The sequence below is a fragment of the Flavobacterium sp. genome, from assembly GCF_031422135.1.
In the GTDB taxonomy this organism is placed as follows: Bacteria; Bacteroidota; Bacteroidia; order Flavobacteriales; family Flavobacteriaceae; genus Flavobacterium.
The window spans coordinates 126,419-140,652 of sequence record NZ_JANOQD010000030.1 but is presented as its reverse complement, the minus strand read 5'-3'; the positions used below and the strand labels follow the sequence as shown (position 1 = coordinate 140,652).

Annotated in this window: 11 protein-coding genes; 3 read left to right on the top strand and 8 right to left on the bottom strand. The window is 34.1% G+C overall.

Features of this window, described 5'->3' with window-relative positions:
- Window positions 1–3 precede the first annotated feature (3 nt).
- The 4 genes from RMO70_RS05005 to RMO70_RS04990 all read right to left on the bottom strand — a co-directional run bounded on the left by RMO70_RS05005 (window position 4) and on the right by RMO70_RS04990 (window position 6,465).
- Window positions 4–3,081, bottom strand: coding sequence for a PorP/SprF family type IX secretion system membrane protein (locus RMO70_RS05005; protein ID WP_310555318.1), 3,078 nt, complete (start codon window positions 3,079–3,081; stop codon window positions 4–6).
- Window position 3,082: 1 nt separating this feature from the next.
- Window positions 3,083–4,567 (bottom strand): gliding motility-associated C-terminal domain-containing protein, encoded by a 1,485-nt coding sequence (locus RMO70_RS05000; protein ID WP_310555317.1) that lies wholly within the window; start codon window positions 4,565–4,567, stop codon window positions 3,083–3,085.
- A 133-nt stretch (window positions 4,568–4,700) separates the two neighbouring features.
- Complete coding sequence (locus RMO70_RS04995) at window positions 4,701–5,993, bottom strand: hypothetical protein (protein ID WP_310555316.1); 1,293 nt, start codon at window positions 5,991–5,993, stop codon at window positions 4,701–4,703.
- 40 nt (window positions 5,994–6,033) lie between these two features.
- On the bottom strand, window positions 6,034–6,465 hold the full coding sequence (locus tag RMO70_RS04990) for a hypothetical protein (protein WP_310555315.1): 432 nt from the start codon (window positions 6,463–6,465) through the stop codon (window positions 6,034–6,036).
- Between the two features lie 972 nt (window positions 6,466–7,437).
- Between RMO70_RS04990 and RMO70_RS04985 the strand changes: the two genes are divergently transcribed.
- The 3 genes from RMO70_RS04985 (at window position 7,438) to RMO70_RS04975 (ending at window position 10,303) form a co-directional block, all read left to right on the top strand.
- Window positions 7,438–8,586, top strand: coding sequence for a DNA polymerase III subunit delta' (locus RMO70_RS04985; protein ID WP_310555314.1), 1,149 nt, complete (start codon window positions 7,438–7,440; stop codon window positions 8,584–8,586).
- 77 nt (window positions 8,587–8,663) lie between these two features.
- Window positions 8,664–9,047: a DoxX family membrane protein gene (locus tag RMO70_RS04980; RefSeq protein WP_310555313.1), complete on the top strand. Its 384-nt coding sequence runs from the start codon at window positions 8,664–8,666 to the stop codon at window positions 9,045–9,047.
- 365 nt (window positions 9,048–9,412) lie between these two features.
- Window positions 9,413–10,303 carry a hypothetical protein gene (locus RMO70_RS04975; protein ID WP_310555312.1) on the top strand — a complete coding sequence of 297 codons (891 nt, stop codon included), beginning with the start codon at window positions 9,413–9,415 and terminating at the stop codon, window positions 10,301–10,303.
- Between the two features lie 100 nt (window positions 10,304–10,403).
- On the opposite strand, the gene RMO70_RS04970 is transcribed toward RMO70_RS04975, so the two are convergent.
- From RMO70_RS04970 to RMO70_RS04955, 4 genes are all read right to left on the bottom strand, one after another.
- Complete coding sequence (locus RMO70_RS04970; protein ID WP_310555311.1) at window positions 10,404–10,697, bottom strand: type II toxin-antitoxin system RelE/ParE family toxin; 294 nt, start codon at window positions 10,695–10,697, stop codon at window positions 10,404–10,406.
- Window positions 10,694–10,933, bottom strand: coding sequence for a hypothetical protein (locus tag RMO70_RS04965; protein WP_310555310.1), 240 nt, complete (start codon window positions 10,931–10,933; stop codon window positions 10,694–10,696). Before RMO70_RS04965 ends, RMO70_RS04970 begins: the two co-directional genes overlap by 4 nt.
- Window positions 10,934–11,009: 76 nt before the next feature.
- Window positions 11,010–13,283 (bottom strand): helix-turn-helix domain-containing protein, encoded by a 2,274-nt coding sequence (locus tag RMO70_RS04960; protein WP_310555309.1) that lies wholly within the window; start codon window positions 13,281–13,283, stop codon window positions 11,010–11,012.
- 215 nt (window positions 13,284–13,498) lie between these two features.
- Window positions 13,499–14,071: an OmpH family outer membrane protein gene (locus tag RMO70_RS04955; protein ID WP_310555308.1), complete on the bottom strand. Its 573-nt coding sequence runs from the start codon at window positions 14,069–14,071 to the stop codon at window positions 13,499–13,501.
- Between the last annotated feature and the right edge of the window lie 163 nt (window positions 14,072–14,234).

Sequence of the window (14,234 nt, the reverse complement as noted above, 5' to 3'; positions counted from 1 at the left end):
TGCTTATTTTTCTACTTTTACAATTGTCATTTTACCATTAAATGGTTTACTTCCTTTAGATTCAAGTGCTTTTGTTGCGATTTGAATTTCATCAAATTTTTCATAATAAATATAATACGTACTCGTACTTACGTTATAGAAAAAGTCAATATTTGTTTGTCCAGCAGCAACTGCTTTTCTTAAAAATTCATCTCGTTTGGCTTCTTCTTTGTGAACTGCAACTACCATATAATATCCATTATCGACATTATCAATATTTTTTACAATTTGAGTTCCTGTAGCTTGATCGTTATCTCCAAAATCAAAATCTTCAGGTTTTAATGGCGTGGCACTTCGTATTGTGCTTTCTTTAATTTGTTTTAGAGTCGCTCTATCTTTAGCATATTTTGCGCCTGAATCATCAAAAGCAGCACGTTTGATTCTTTTTTTCCTTTCGATTTCTGTCTCTATCTTTATTTCTTCAAGTTTCGTAATTAAATCTGTATTTCGTTTGTCACTCAACGTTTTTTCAGATTTTAATCTTTCGATTTCTTTGAGATAATTTTGATTAACCAAATCGTTTTTATTTGGTACTGTTTTTAATCTATTTTTATATAAGTCTTCGTATTGTGTTATAAATTCTGATTGTGTTTTAGCATTGTCTGAGATTTCTTTTTTCAGACTTTCCAATGCTTTATTTGCAGCTACTGTACTTTGGAACGCTTTCGGTTCTTTAACAATCCCTTTTTCGTTCTCGTCTTTCAAGTCTTGTAAATCTCGCGCTTTTGCAGCGGCAATAGAGTCTAATCTAGACAGTGATTTTGTTTGGTTTTTCTTAGAATCAACCAAAAGTTCTTTCAGATAGTCCGTTTCCTTATCTCCTTCTGTTTTAGCAGCAAGTGCTCTTGCTTTTTCTTCTTCTAGTAAGCGTAAACGTTCTTTTTCAGCATCCGCTTTTGCTTTTGCATCCGCTTCTTTTCTTGCTTTTTCTTCTTCTTGTTTCGCTTTTGCATCCGCAGCTTCTTTAGCTAAACGAACGCGTTCCGCTTCGGCTTTTGCAGTGGCATCCGCTTTTCTTAAACGTTCGGCTTCCGCATCTGCCTTGGCTTTGGCATCCGCTGCTTCCTTCGCTAAACGAACGCGTTCCGCATCTGCTTTGGCTTTGTCTTCTGTTAGTTTTTTCAATCGTTCCGCTTCAGCATCGGCTGCTGCTTTAGCATCCGCAGCTACTTTAGCTAAACGAACTCGTTCGGCTTCCGCTCTTGTGGCTGCATCCGCTTTTCGTAAACGTTCGGCTTCGGCATCTGCCTTGGCTTTTGCATCCGCTGCTTCTTTGGCTAAACGAACTCGTTCGGCTTCAGCTTTGGCTTTTTCCGCCTCTGATTTGGTTTTATCCTCAGCAAGTTTTTTCAATCGTTCCGCTTCCGCATCCGCTTTCGCTTTCGCATCAGCAGCTTCTTTCGCTAAACGCACTCGTTCCGCTTCTGCTCTTGTGGCTGCATCCGCTTTTCTTAAACGTTCGGCTTCGGCATCTGCCTTGGCTTTTGCATCTGCTGCTTCTTTGGCTAAACGAACTCGTTCGGCTTCAGCTTTCGCTTTTTCAGCATCTGATTTGGTTTTATCTTCCGCTAGTTTTTTCAATCGTTCGGCTTCCGCATCAGCAGCAGCTTTTGCATCGGCAGCAACTTTGGCTAAACGCACTCGCTCTGCTTCGGCTTTTGTCGCTACATCGGCTTTTCTTAAACGTTCGGCATCTGCAGCGGCTTTAGCTTTGGCATCCGCTGCTTCTTTCGCTAAACGCAAACGTTCTGCGTCTGCAGCTGCTTTTTCTTTTGCTAAACGCAAGCGTTCTGCTTCCGCTACAACTTTAGGATCTACCTTAGGTTTTTTAGCATCGGCAATCGCTTTTTCTCTAGCCAATCTCTCTGTTTCTAAACGTACTTTTTCGGCCTCCGCTTTTGCTAGTAATTCGGCTTCCGCTTTGGCTTTTGCATCCGCAATATCTTGTGCTTTTTTTAATCTTTCTTCTTCTAGTTTGTCTTTGTCTGCCAACGCTTTTGCAATGGCGTCTAATTTCGCTTGAGTTATCGCATCTTCTTTGGCTTGAATAGCTGCTTTTTTAGAAGCTGCAATTGCCGCATTTGATTTTTGAGTGCTCTTCGCTTTTACTATTGGTTTTGTATCTTCATAATCCCCATAACCACGAAGTTTGTACGCTATAGTAATTTCGTGCGAAAGCCCGAAGTTAGCTAAATTTCCCAGTCCTTTTTCTATGGTGTATCCTAAGGATATTTTTTTTGCTAGTGTAAAACCTACACCACCTGAAGCCCCGTAAAGAGTATTGTAACCTGCTTGTGCCCAAAATCCTTTTGGCACATTTATTAGTACTGATCCTGAAAAAATAGTTTGGTCTTTTGCTAATTCCCCGCGAATGAGTGTTGAAAATTTAGCTTTGTCAAAAAAACCACCATTGTATACATATCCTGTATACATAAGGTGTCCTGAAAAACTTTGTGCTGGATCATCAGAAACCATACTTGATGATGCAAAACTATAATACACAATGTTATTTGCCGTTAGACCAAAATCCATAGCTCCTGTTCCATAATTGATTCCTGGGCTTACAGATAGTGCTGAATTTTTAGGTATGTTTTGTAAGGAAGGGTCTGCTTCGTTTAGTAGCACTTTTCCGTTATCTAGTCCTGAGCTAACATAGCCTAGATTGGCTCCAAAAGTTAAATTGTTTTCGTTTGAAATAGAGACATTGTGTGCGAAATTTACAATAGCTCCAAACGAAGTGAGTATACCATAATCTTTCTTGAATACTCCGAAAGCGATTCCGTTATTGTCTCTGAATTTTGAAGAATAGCTTCCAAAATAATTTACAGGTGCGTTTTCAATATCCAACCACTGGCGTTTGTTAAAAATTGAAATAAATGATTCGTCTTCTCTTACAAAACTGAAGGCAGGATTTATTAAAAATTTATTGAATTTTAAAGAATTTTTTGCAGGAATATCAAACGATACAACTCCATCTTCTTTTTGAGAAAATGATGCCTGACATAAAAATAATACTACACTACAAAATAATCCTTTCTTCATATTATTTAATAACGGTTATTGTGCCTTTTTTAGTTTCTTGCCCTGATGTAATTATATAATAAAATATAGGATTTACGTTTTTAAAATCGATGGAAGTATTAGGCCAATCATTCTGATAACTATTGGTTTTTAATACTACTTTACCTTGTTCGTTTATGATTAAAACTTCGGTGTTGGTTCCTGTTAAATAGTTGTCAGGTATAATCCATAAATCATTTTTACCATCGTTGTTTGGGCTTACAATGTTAGGTATTTTTACTGCTAATGCTCCTTCTTCTAAATCAAAAAATAATTGTTTATTTATGATGCACGCGTCGTTTTGTGTAACAATAACCGAATAATTACCCGCTGATGTAGCCACATAAGTACTTGTGGTTTCTGCTTCAATGACGGTGTTTTTAAACCATTGATATGTAGGGTTAACAGCGTTAGTCGTTACTGTAATAGTTTTTGTTTGCGTAGGTACAATTTTACTAATGAGCGGCACTTCAGGCACATTTAATGAAGCTAAAATATCGAAGGCTGCAACATTGATTGTTGAAGTTGTTGCGGCACACCCATTACTCACTATAGCGGTATAACTTCCTGTAACCCCAGCACTGTATGTTGCGCTTGTGGCATTTGGAATTTCCACCGTATTGCGAAACCATCTATAAGTAAACACTCCAGCTGGCAAACCCACCACCGAAAGTACTGTTGGGTTAGCTGGGCATACTGGATTGGGCAATGAGGACGATAGGGCATAGGTTTGTCCCGATACGCCAGCAGTTACTTGTATTTTGTTTGAACTATAACTGTCATTTATATCTGTACAATCACCATAGTCTATTTTAACTTGATATTCTCCAGTAGTGTTTACAACACAGGATGTACCTGTTTGTCCCGAAATCAATATACCGTTTCTAAACCATTTGTATTTTAGAGAAGGAATCGATATAGGGGTAGGTGCTACTGTATCAATTATTAAAGTTAAAGATTCTCCGCTACATAATAAAGCTGTAGAGATATTTCCGTTTATACTAAAAGAATCTTTAAATGCTAAATAATATATAGGAAAACCACCAGTTGCTGGCCCTATAATTGCTGGACTTGTGCTTCTTACTCGCAACTTAAAGTTTTGACCACCCACTACATTTGTAGGAATGTCGAATGTAAATGTTCCTGAAGCTGTTAAAACATTAGCTCCAATATTAGTTAAATTATTAAAATTACCGTCCTTGTCGGACATTTCTAATATAAACTGATTTGCAGGATTGGTAAATCCTGTGGCGGTAAATTTTGATTTATGTGTAAATTCAATAGCAGGAGGGTCGGGTGGTGTTGTAGGCTGGACATAAAAATCACATATTTTTGTGTAAAAGTTGCCAACATTTTCCCCTTTAGTTGGTGTACTTATCGTTTGTGCACTCAAAGAATGTGCTGAAACCAAAAGCAATAATAGTGCAAGTGTGTGTGTCTTTAAAAAACTAGTAATTTTACTTCGCATAATTCACCTATTTAATTCACATTATAAAAAGAGAGACATTACAAACATAATTATATTAATACTAAAAAACAGCTGTAAACCAAAAAAAATCCATTAAAAACGTATATTTTTAATGGATTTTATTGTTATTCAGCTACTTAGAGTTTGAAGCTGTTATTTTTCCTATTTGAATTCTGAAATCTGGATTGTCTTTTTGATTGTATATGTCAATAAAGAAATCTTTGTTTGGTGTGTTTTCAAACCAGTTAAAGAAAGAAGTGGTACCATAGTGGTTTTCTAAATCTTCATTGTTTGATGAGTTTTCTACAAAAATATTTCCTTTACAATTATTGAAATATACCTCCTCAAATCGTAATTTTTTAAGATTTTTATCATCGATAACTGTGTCGTCGTCCAGAACTATAGCAGGCATAAATCCTGATATTACTGTTTTCTTAAGTGTTAATGAAGTGTTGTTGTGTACAAAAACCGCTTCTTTAACCAATCCTTTTGCAAGATCTCCACTTAAATCTTTACTGTCGTTTACCATTGTAAAGTTGGTCGCTACTACTTGAGTTAAGCTTTTAGACAAATCAGCTTCTTCTTTTTTATCATAGGAAGCTACTTCAAAACAACGGGATCTTGTAGAAGAGGAGTAATACGAGTTTCTAACCGCTAAGGAGTTGTCAATTCTACATTGCGTTCCTTGCGTAAATCTAAAATCGTTTCCGTTAGATCGTAAAGAAACCATCTTGATTAAAACCACATCACCACCCAAAATTTCAAAAGAATTGTTTGCAGCAAAACTACACATTACATTTTCGATAACTGTTTTGTTACCTACCCCTGCAATAGACAAAGAGTTAAAATCTTTAAATCCTTTTACTTTTTTACCCGCAAATTCAATACGCACAAAACGTAAAATTCCAGAATTGCTTTGCAAATTTGTTCCGCCATATATGGTTTGTGAAGCATCTAAATCAAAATTTAATGAGGATGATCCTCCAAATTTATTGATTGGCGCATCTCCTAGTAGCACTATTCCTCCCCAATCTCCAAACTTCTTTGAAGGTCTATTGGAGGTAAATACAATAGGATCTGTTTCTTTACCTTCGGCTAATATTTTAGCCCCTTTGGTAATGATCAACGAACCATTGGTTTCAAAATCTCCTTTTATTACAGTTCCAGCCTCAATGGTTAACACTGCATTGTTAGTAACATATACAGGGCCTTGAAGCAAATAGGTGTTTTTCTTGAATAACGTAGTGTTTACATCTATTTTACCATACAAAATAGAATTTGTTTCGTTATACGATTCTTCGCTTGGTTTAAAAACCGTCCAGTTAGTCAACCAGTTGGTAGAACCAACAATACCTTTTTCTTGCTGTGCTGTAACAGAACATACTACTAAGAGTAAGAACCATTTTATTGGGGTAAGATTTTTCATAGGGGGAGCTATTTAATGTAAATACTATAATTTAATTCAATTACTCATTCATTTGGTTCAACTCTTTCAACATAGATTCGTAATATAGAATTGATGTGATAATGTTTCCTTTGTCTGAATAAGGCATCATTGTTCTCTGAAACGCTACTGTAGTTTCAAGAAACGTTTTTGTGTTTTCTGCTTGTAAAGCTAACATTTTATTGTTTTCAGAGTTATCAGGAATTCCAACATCTTGAATTGTTACACCTGGCTTCGTTGTTAATGCGATGTAAGGCAATGTATTTATTAACACTCTGATGCGTTCTACATATAACTCCAACAACGGTCCTTTTTGCATTGCCTCTAATTGTGACTTCTCATGATATGATTTGACTGATGCACTTAAGCTAATGATACTTGTTCTTTTTGCCTGAGCGTTTACATTGCTGAATGAAACAATTAGGAATAAGCTTAAAAAAATAATTTTCTTCATAATAATTAATTTAAAATTTTAGTTAAAAAGTTTTAATAGTTCAAAAATATACCTTTAAATTGAATTAACAAGTTTTTGATAACTTTTTTATAAAGTTTTTATCTAAACGTTGTATTTTTAAAATAAAAGCAGTAATAAAAAATAAATGCATTTGTATTTTTAAACACCTATGCTAAAAGCGTGCCAAAAAACTTTTAAACCCTAAAATTAAATAAAAAAAACAAATTATTCTGTTTTTAATCGTTTTAATTTGTTTTTAATCGAGGCAAATATACATCAATATTTATATAACTTCCTAATTTTGAGCAAATTTATTGAATAGTAAACTCTTTTTTACTACAAAAAAAATTTGAACTATTCTTAAATATACGTACTAATTAGACGTTTGGTTTTAAAACAAATGCTAAAATTATTTTTTAAAACAATCTTTATAACTATTTATTTTTAATTGGTTAGTTTGTTAAATTATAACAAAAAAAGTGTTTTTTTTTCTAAATTACTATTTTTATTGCGTTTTTTTATTAAAAAATGATTTAGTCAAATAAATATATTTAAAACCAAATATTTTTTGGAAATGTAGCAAAATAAAAGAAGCTGCTAAGTAAAAACGAGCATTTACTCCGAATTACACTAATTTCCACGAATAAATTTATGGAAATTAGTGACTAGAGCCTGAAAGTGCGACTGGCGAATCAAATTCGTAGTAATTTTTTTAGATGCTGAAAAGTAAATGCAATGAAGTGAATCGATTTAAACTATAAATATGAAACCTATAAAAGCGCTTTGCTTTAAATATATCTTATTATTCTATGTGCTAAAATGAATTTTCCTATAGCTTTCTACTTTTAATTCGTTGCCAACAACCCTGTTCTACATCCATTCTACTCCTGTTTTTTGTGGTTCTTTATGGTTTTTTTAAATTCTTAATTTAGAATAATTGCACCAAACGGGTTATTCCTATATATTTGCTGTATGCAGTTTAATCACATTATAGGAAACACTCATATTAAGAATCATTTGGTGCAAAGCGCCACTACTGGTCGCATTCCGCATGCACAATTGTTTGTTGGTTCTGAAGGTTCTGGGGTTTTACTTACTGCTATTGCCTATGCACAATACATTTTGTGCAACAACACAACCACCGAAAACACGGGAGGCAATGAAGCCTGTAATTTAAAATTTAATTCGTTTTCACATCCTGACTTGCATTTTGTATATCCAACAGTAACCACAGATGAAGTGAAAACCAAGCCCAAAAGCATTGACTTCTTAACAGATTGGCGCAAATTCCTTGTCGAGAAACCGTACGGAAGTATTTTTGACTGGTATACGCTACTCGATGTAAAAAACAAACAAGGAGAAATTAGGGTAGAAGATGCGCAGGAAATTTTAAAATCACTTTCGTTAAAAGCCTATGAAGGTGGGTACAAAATTATGATTGTTTGGATGGCTGATAAAATGAATGTTGCGGCTTCCAATAAATTATTAAAACTACTGGAAGAACCTACAGATAAAACCCTATTTATTCTCATTACTGAAAATGAAGAAGATTTGATTCAAACCATTCGTTCCCGTTGTCAAGTGTTGCATTTTTCGGCATTGTCAGAAACAGCTATTGCCGAAGCTTTAGTTGCAAATGAAAATATGGATGCAAAGAAAGCGCAAAAAACAGCACACAAAGCCCAAGGAAATTACAACAAAGCCTTGCAGTTGTGTTATGATACCAACGATGATATACCTTTCGAAGAATGGTTTATCACTTGGGTTCGTGCTGCTTTTAGAGCCAAAGGCAATGCAGCTGCCATTCAAGATCTGATTCTTTGGAGTGAACAAATTGCCGCTTTGGGTCGAGAAACTCAAAAAAAATTCCTTTATTTTTGTGTCGAGATGTTTCGTCAAGCACTCTTATTAAATTATGAAACTAAAAATTTAGTGTATTTTGAACCCGCTGATTCTGGTTTTAATTTTGAAAAATTTGCTCCTTTTGTGAACGGAAACAATATTCATGCTATTTTTACCGAACTTTCTACAGCGATCTATCATATAGAACGTAATGGAAATGCTAAAATAATTTTAACCGATTTGTCAATAAAATTAACACGATTGATTCATACAAAATAAATTTTCAATGCAAATTTTCTAATTTAGTATAGAAACTTTTATTATATAGTATTGATTATAAACAGTATAAAAAAATTATGGAAAATCTAGCGTCACTTTTTGTATTGGTTTTTTTAGCCATTACCTTTTTACAGTCTGGATACGATAAGTTTACCGATTGGAATTCGAATGTTTCTTGGCTTACGGAACATTTTGCTGGAACTTTCTTCGGTAACAAAGTAGCTATCGCACTCAAAGTACTACTTGCTTTCGAGATTGTAGCAGGTATATTGTGTGTGGTTGGGCTAATCGAAATTTCCATTAGTGGTGGTACTGCTTTTGGTAAATATGGCGCTTCTATGTCTTGCATCACTTTGTTAATGCTACTTTTTGGACAACGAATTGCTAAAGATTATGATGGTGCAAGAACCATTGTGATTTATTTGATTCCAGCTTTGATGGGTGTGTATTGGTTGAGTTAGTAGATAGGATATTTTTGACATTAGGTATTTAATATCAGAAAGTCATATAAAAAAGTAAACATAATATTGCATTAACAATAAACCGCTATCTTTGCAAAAATTAAAAAACTTTTTATGAAAATTCAAAATTCAAAATTCAAAATTCAAAATTAGGATTAGGTTTACTTGTCGGTTTTATTGCTTTTTTTTCTTCTTGTTCAAACGATGTTGAAGAAACCACAATAGTAACAGACAAAAGCAATTTAAAGGGTGCTAGAACAGTTAGTGCCGCACCTATTCTTGGTGCTTTACCCACTTCAGTTTACACCTTAAGACAGAATCCAAATGACAATACAGAAAGAGGATGTACCCTTAATGGTGTTGATGTGCCTCTTGAAACAGCAACAGAATACGATCAAATCTCTTCGGATGTTTATGTATCTGGAAATGACGTGTATGTTGTAGGTTCTCTTGCTCCACAAGGAGGAGCACCTGCGGTTGTATGGAAAAATGGTTTACTTTATGCTCAATATAATTCAACTAACCCAAATGGTACTGGAATAGGGAATTCGATGGTAATAGAAAATGGAGATTTTTATGTTTTAACAGGGAACCAAATATCTGGAGTTTCTGCTAACAATTCTCGTCCATCATCTCTTTGGAAAAATGGAGTAGAAACTATAATTTTAAATCCTGGTTATACAAATACTTATTTCGTTGGAAGTTATCTATCCGTAAAAGGATCTAATGTTTGTATTGCGGGATTCAAAAATGGACTTCCTGCACTATGGGTAAACGGAGTTGTAACCACTTTATCAAACTTACCTGGTTCAAAATGTACTGGTATTGTTATACTAAACAATATCGTTTATGTTTCTGGTTACATATTAGGAAGCAATGGTACATATAAAGCGATGAGATGGTCAAAAAACCTAACTACAGGTGTGCTTACTTCTCTAAATTTAACTCCTTTTACGCAAACAGGTAGAGCAGTAGCAATTGCTGTGGACGAACAAAACGGTATTGTGTATACTTTAGGAAGCAGGACAATAAATTCAGTAAGTGAAGCTGTTTTATGGTCAGATACTACTCCAACAGTATTGTCTGGAGCTACATACATACAGGATGTTGCAGTGTTTAACGGAAATGTGTATGTGCTTGGAAAAAGTAATTCCTCTGGTGGTGATAATGTTTCACTTTGGATAAATGGTGTACTTAATGCTAATCCGTTTAACCAACCTCAACCTCGTATATTGAGATATTTAGCTTTAAAGTAATTACAACCAATATAATTCTTAACAAAACCTGTTCGTATTGAATGGGTTTTGTTTTTTTAAGCTATTTTGAATTGCAATTAAAACTGGTTATCAGTTGAATTTATATTCTGAATTTTTTAGGGTTTTGTTTAGTCGAAAAAACATCAAGAATGTAAATTCTTTCTGCTTCAATCCTGTAGATTATTTTGTAATTCCATTTTGGGAAAAAGCGAATCAAATTAGAGTTGAACAAAGGTTCCACTGGATTTTTCTCTGGTAGAATATTCAATTTATCACCAATGTCAAATAGTGTATCTATAACTAAGTCTGCATTTTGAGGGCTTTCAAAAGAAATATAATCGTAAATATCTTGAATTGATTTGATTGAATCCGTTGACCAAATAACTGGCTTCATTTTCTAATTATTTTTCTCTTAGCTTCGTCTGTAGTAAACCCTTTTTCTCCAGAGTCTGAAGCGGTCATAATTTTGTTTAAATGATTTTTAAACTCTTTTACCGAAAGGGAATTTCCCGAAGTTGAGTAGGTATAAGCCTCATTGTCTAGTAATGCTTCAATAGAATTTAATACTTTTGTGTTTGAAAGATCTAAAATTCTATGTACAATATTTCTACGTTGTGTTTCTACATTCATAAGATCTAAATTTGAAGTAAATATACAAAAGCTAAGGTTTTAATTTAAGTAAATCATTAAAAAAAATCGTTTAATATTAACCAGCATTCAAACTCGATTTGTACATTTTTAACTCATCCCAAGTGAATTCGTCACCATATTTTTCTTTTAAAGGGTTTAGCGTTTCTTCTTTGTAACCAAAAAAAGCTTCCGCTAAAGCCGCTATTTTGTCTTCTGGCAACACATCGGTAATAGCTACTGTTCCAGATTCTATGAGTTTTGCCAAGTGTCCACCAATGGTTTGTGGCGTGAGTTTTCTAATGGCTGCAATTTCCTTAATGGTGTTTTTTTGCTGCCACAATTCATAGGTTTCCTGAACGGTCGATTTCTTGGCTTCTTTGGGTTCGCCTTTTTTCTTACTGTATCGTTCCACATCAAGATCATCATCGATAAGGGAAATATTTAATCGTTTGAATTCTTGTTGAATGGCATCTACTTTATTGATTTTGTAAGCTTTAATTTCTTGGGAACTCAAATTTTCTTTAGAAATCACATCGCCTGAAGCTATTGTTTTTACTAATAATTTCGATTTCATCAATCGTAAAACGGCTTTGATTTGCAATTCTTCCAAAACCGATAAATCTTCGAACAACATTTTTGCTTTTTTGATGCGTTTTACTTCCTCTATTTTCCATAAAACATCATAAACAACTTTATCCATTTGATTGAAAAAGTACTGATACGCTGCATCAACTCTTTCCTTAATAAACTGAATGTCAAAAGGTTCAGCGTTAAAAAGTTTATCTAATTGATTCAAAAATTTTCTTGCTGGTTCTTGTATTTCTGCTACGACATCGGTTTGAGTTTTTGCCCAAATATAATGTTTGGATTTTTCTGAACTTTCTCCTTTTTCATTGTAACTGTATTGATGATTGCGCCATTCTTGGGACAAATCATGCCAATCGAAGCTTGATTTTAGGTAATTATGCAAGAATTTTTTTGTTTCTTGTTGCAACGATTTGGCTAAATTTTCTTCCGATGCTTTGTTTTCGGCATAATCCATTACATCAATATCGTTCGAAATGCCATTCATTTGCAATGGCGAAAGCAAAACCAAACCATCTAAACTTCGCAAACGTGACAACGCCACATAGGCTTGTCCTGGTTGAAAAACTTGTGAAACATCGAGTGCCGCTTTATCAAAAGTCAAACCTTGACTTTTATGAACGGTAATCGCCCAAGCCAGTTTGATAGGGTAGTGGACAAAAGTTCCTAAAGTTTCTTCTTCAATTTCTTTGGTATCGCCATTTACCGAATATCGAATATTTTGCCATTCGTATTTTTCGACTTCAATGGTGGTGTTTTCTTCTGGAAAATGAACTAGAATTTCAGCTTCAGATAATGATTTGATGACACCCATTTTACCATTAAAATAGCGTTTTTCTAATGATAAATCGTTTTTTACAAACATCACTTGTGCCCCGATTTTGAGTTGCAAATTCTCGTCAATCGGATAAATTTTGTCTGGAAAATCACCTGTAATTTCTGGTTTGTATTGGTATTGTTTTCCTTCCAACTCTTCCAAAGCTTTGGCATTCATTCCATCAGCTTTAGCGTTGTGTGTGGTCAATGTGATGTAGCCTTTGTTGGCTTTCAAGTCAAAATTTGGTTTTACATATTGGTTCAAATTCTGAATGTCTTCTGGAGAAATTCGATTGTTTCGTAAATTGTTCAAAATGGCAATAAAAACTTCGTCAGTTTGTCGAAAAATCTTGGATAATTCAATATACAACGGTGGATTTTGTTGCACTACGTGCGAGTGAAAAAAGAATTTTCCTTTGTAATAATTTTTGAGTGTTCGCCATTCTTCATCCCGAATTACGGGTGGTAATTGCAACAAATCGCCTATGAAAAGTACTTGAACACCACCAAAAGGGATTTTTTTCTTTCTAATGGATTGTAGCATAAAATCGATTCCGTCGAGCAAATCAGAGCGAAGCATACTGACTTCGTCGATGATGAGGAGTTCCATATTCTTGATTACGGATTTTTTGAGTCCGCTCATTCTAAAGTTCCGATTTAAAGTCGCTTTGGATTCAAATTTGATGTATTCGGAGAATTGTGGAACATTATTGTCTGGAATAAATCCGCCAAAAGGCAACTGAAACATAGAGTGAATGGTGACACCACCAGCATTTAAAGCTGCAATTCCAGTTGGAGCTACAACAACACAGTTTTTGTGTGTGGTTTGAATAATTTCCCTTAAAAGCGTAGTTTTTCCAGTTCCAGCTTTTCCAGTTAGAAATATGTTTCGCTGGGTTTGATTGATGAATTGTAATGTGTAATTGGCTTCGGCTGATATTTTTTCCATTTTGGCTTTATTTATTTGGCAAAAATATTGAATTTATTTTACAAAAAAGAATTGAATAAAAAATGGAACGCACGGTTTGCCATATCGATGAAGGAGGAATCTCAGAATCTGAATGACTAAGTGAGATTTCTCCTTCGTCGAAATGACAAAATAATGCACAAAAAAACCTTTAACTAATTAAAGATAAAGGTTTTATAATCTTGTTTGAGAAAAAATTATTTTTTCTCTGTTGCTTTTTCTTCTTTTTTGTCTGTTTTTGGTTTTGCAGCATACTTATCATTGATCATTTTTACCACATCTTTAGTTATGTCGTAGCTGTCTTTTGCATATAAAACGGTTGCAGCATCGCCAGTTCCGTAGATGTAATCGTATCCTTTTTCTTTTCCGTAGTCTTTGATTAATTGTTTTACAGATTTTACCAAGGTGTCCATTTCTTTCCCGCTTTCTTGTTGCAATTGTTGCAACATTCCTTGCTGTGCGTATTGTAATTGTTGCTCTCTTTGTTGTAATTCGGCTCCTTTTTGTTGTGCCCAAGCTTGCCCTTTTGCCATAGCATTTCTTTGGAAACCTTCCATTTCGGATTTTAGGTTTTTGGCGGCTACTTCAAGCTCACGACCCATTACTTCGCCTTTGGTTTTATATTTTTCGTCCAATTCTTTTGCTTCGGTATATTCTTCCATCATTTTTCCTGTATCCACATAAGCCGTTTTAAAATCTTTTGCTTTTGGAGTTTCGTTACAAGAAATTATAGTTAATGCAATTGTTACTAATAATACGATTTTTTTCATTTTTATTTTTTGTTGATTTTTAAATTTTGGTAAAAGTAATAAATTTTAGATTAGTTGGATTGTTAGGTCCTTAGATTTTTTGTTGATTCGATTTACGAAAACTAGATTTTTGCAGATGCTTTCTTGATTATAGTTAAATGCAATAGTTTTTGAAATTATTATT

Bases quoted from the DNA above. Each gene is read 5' to 3' on its own strand.
- RMO70_RS05005 (WP_310555318.1), bottom strand. From the start codon at position 3,081: ATGAAGAAAGGATTATTTTGTAGTGTAGTATTATTTTTATGTCAGGCA.
- RMO70_RS05000 (WP_310555317.1), bottom strand. From the start codon at position 4,567: ATGCGAAGTAAAATTACTAGTTTTTTAAAGACACACACACTTGCACTA.
- RMO70_RS04995 (WP_310555316.1), bottom strand. From the start codon at position 5,993: ATGAAAAATCTTACCCCAATAAAATGGTTCTTACTCTTAGTAGTATGT.
- RMO70_RS04990 (WP_310555315.1), bottom strand. From the start codon at position 6,465: ATGAAGAAAATTATTTTTTTAAGCTTATTCCTAATTGTTTCATTCAGC.
- RMO70_RS04985 (WP_310555314.1), top strand. From the start codon at position 7,438: ATGCAGTTTAATCACATTATAGGAAACACTCATATTAAGAATCATTTG.
- RMO70_RS04980 (WP_310555313.1), top strand. From the start codon at position 8,664: ATGGAAAATCTAGCGTCACTTTTTGTATTGGTTTTTTTAGCCATTACC.
- RMO70_RS04970 (WP_310555311.1), bottom strand. From the start codon at position 10,697: ATGAAGCCAGTTATTTGGTCAACGGATTCAATCAAATCAATTCAAGAT.
- RMO70_RS04965 (WP_310555310.1), bottom strand. From the start codon at position 10,933: ATGAATGTAGAAACACAACGTAGAAATATTGTACATAGAATTTTAGAT.
- RMO70_RS04960 (WP_310555309.1), bottom strand. From the start codon at position 13,283: ATGGAAAAAATATCAGCCGAAGCCAATTACACATTACAATTCATCAAT.
- RMO70_RS04955 (WP_310555308.1), bottom strand. From the start codon at position 14,071: ATGAAAAAAATCGTATTATTAGTAACAATTGCATTAACTATAATTTCT.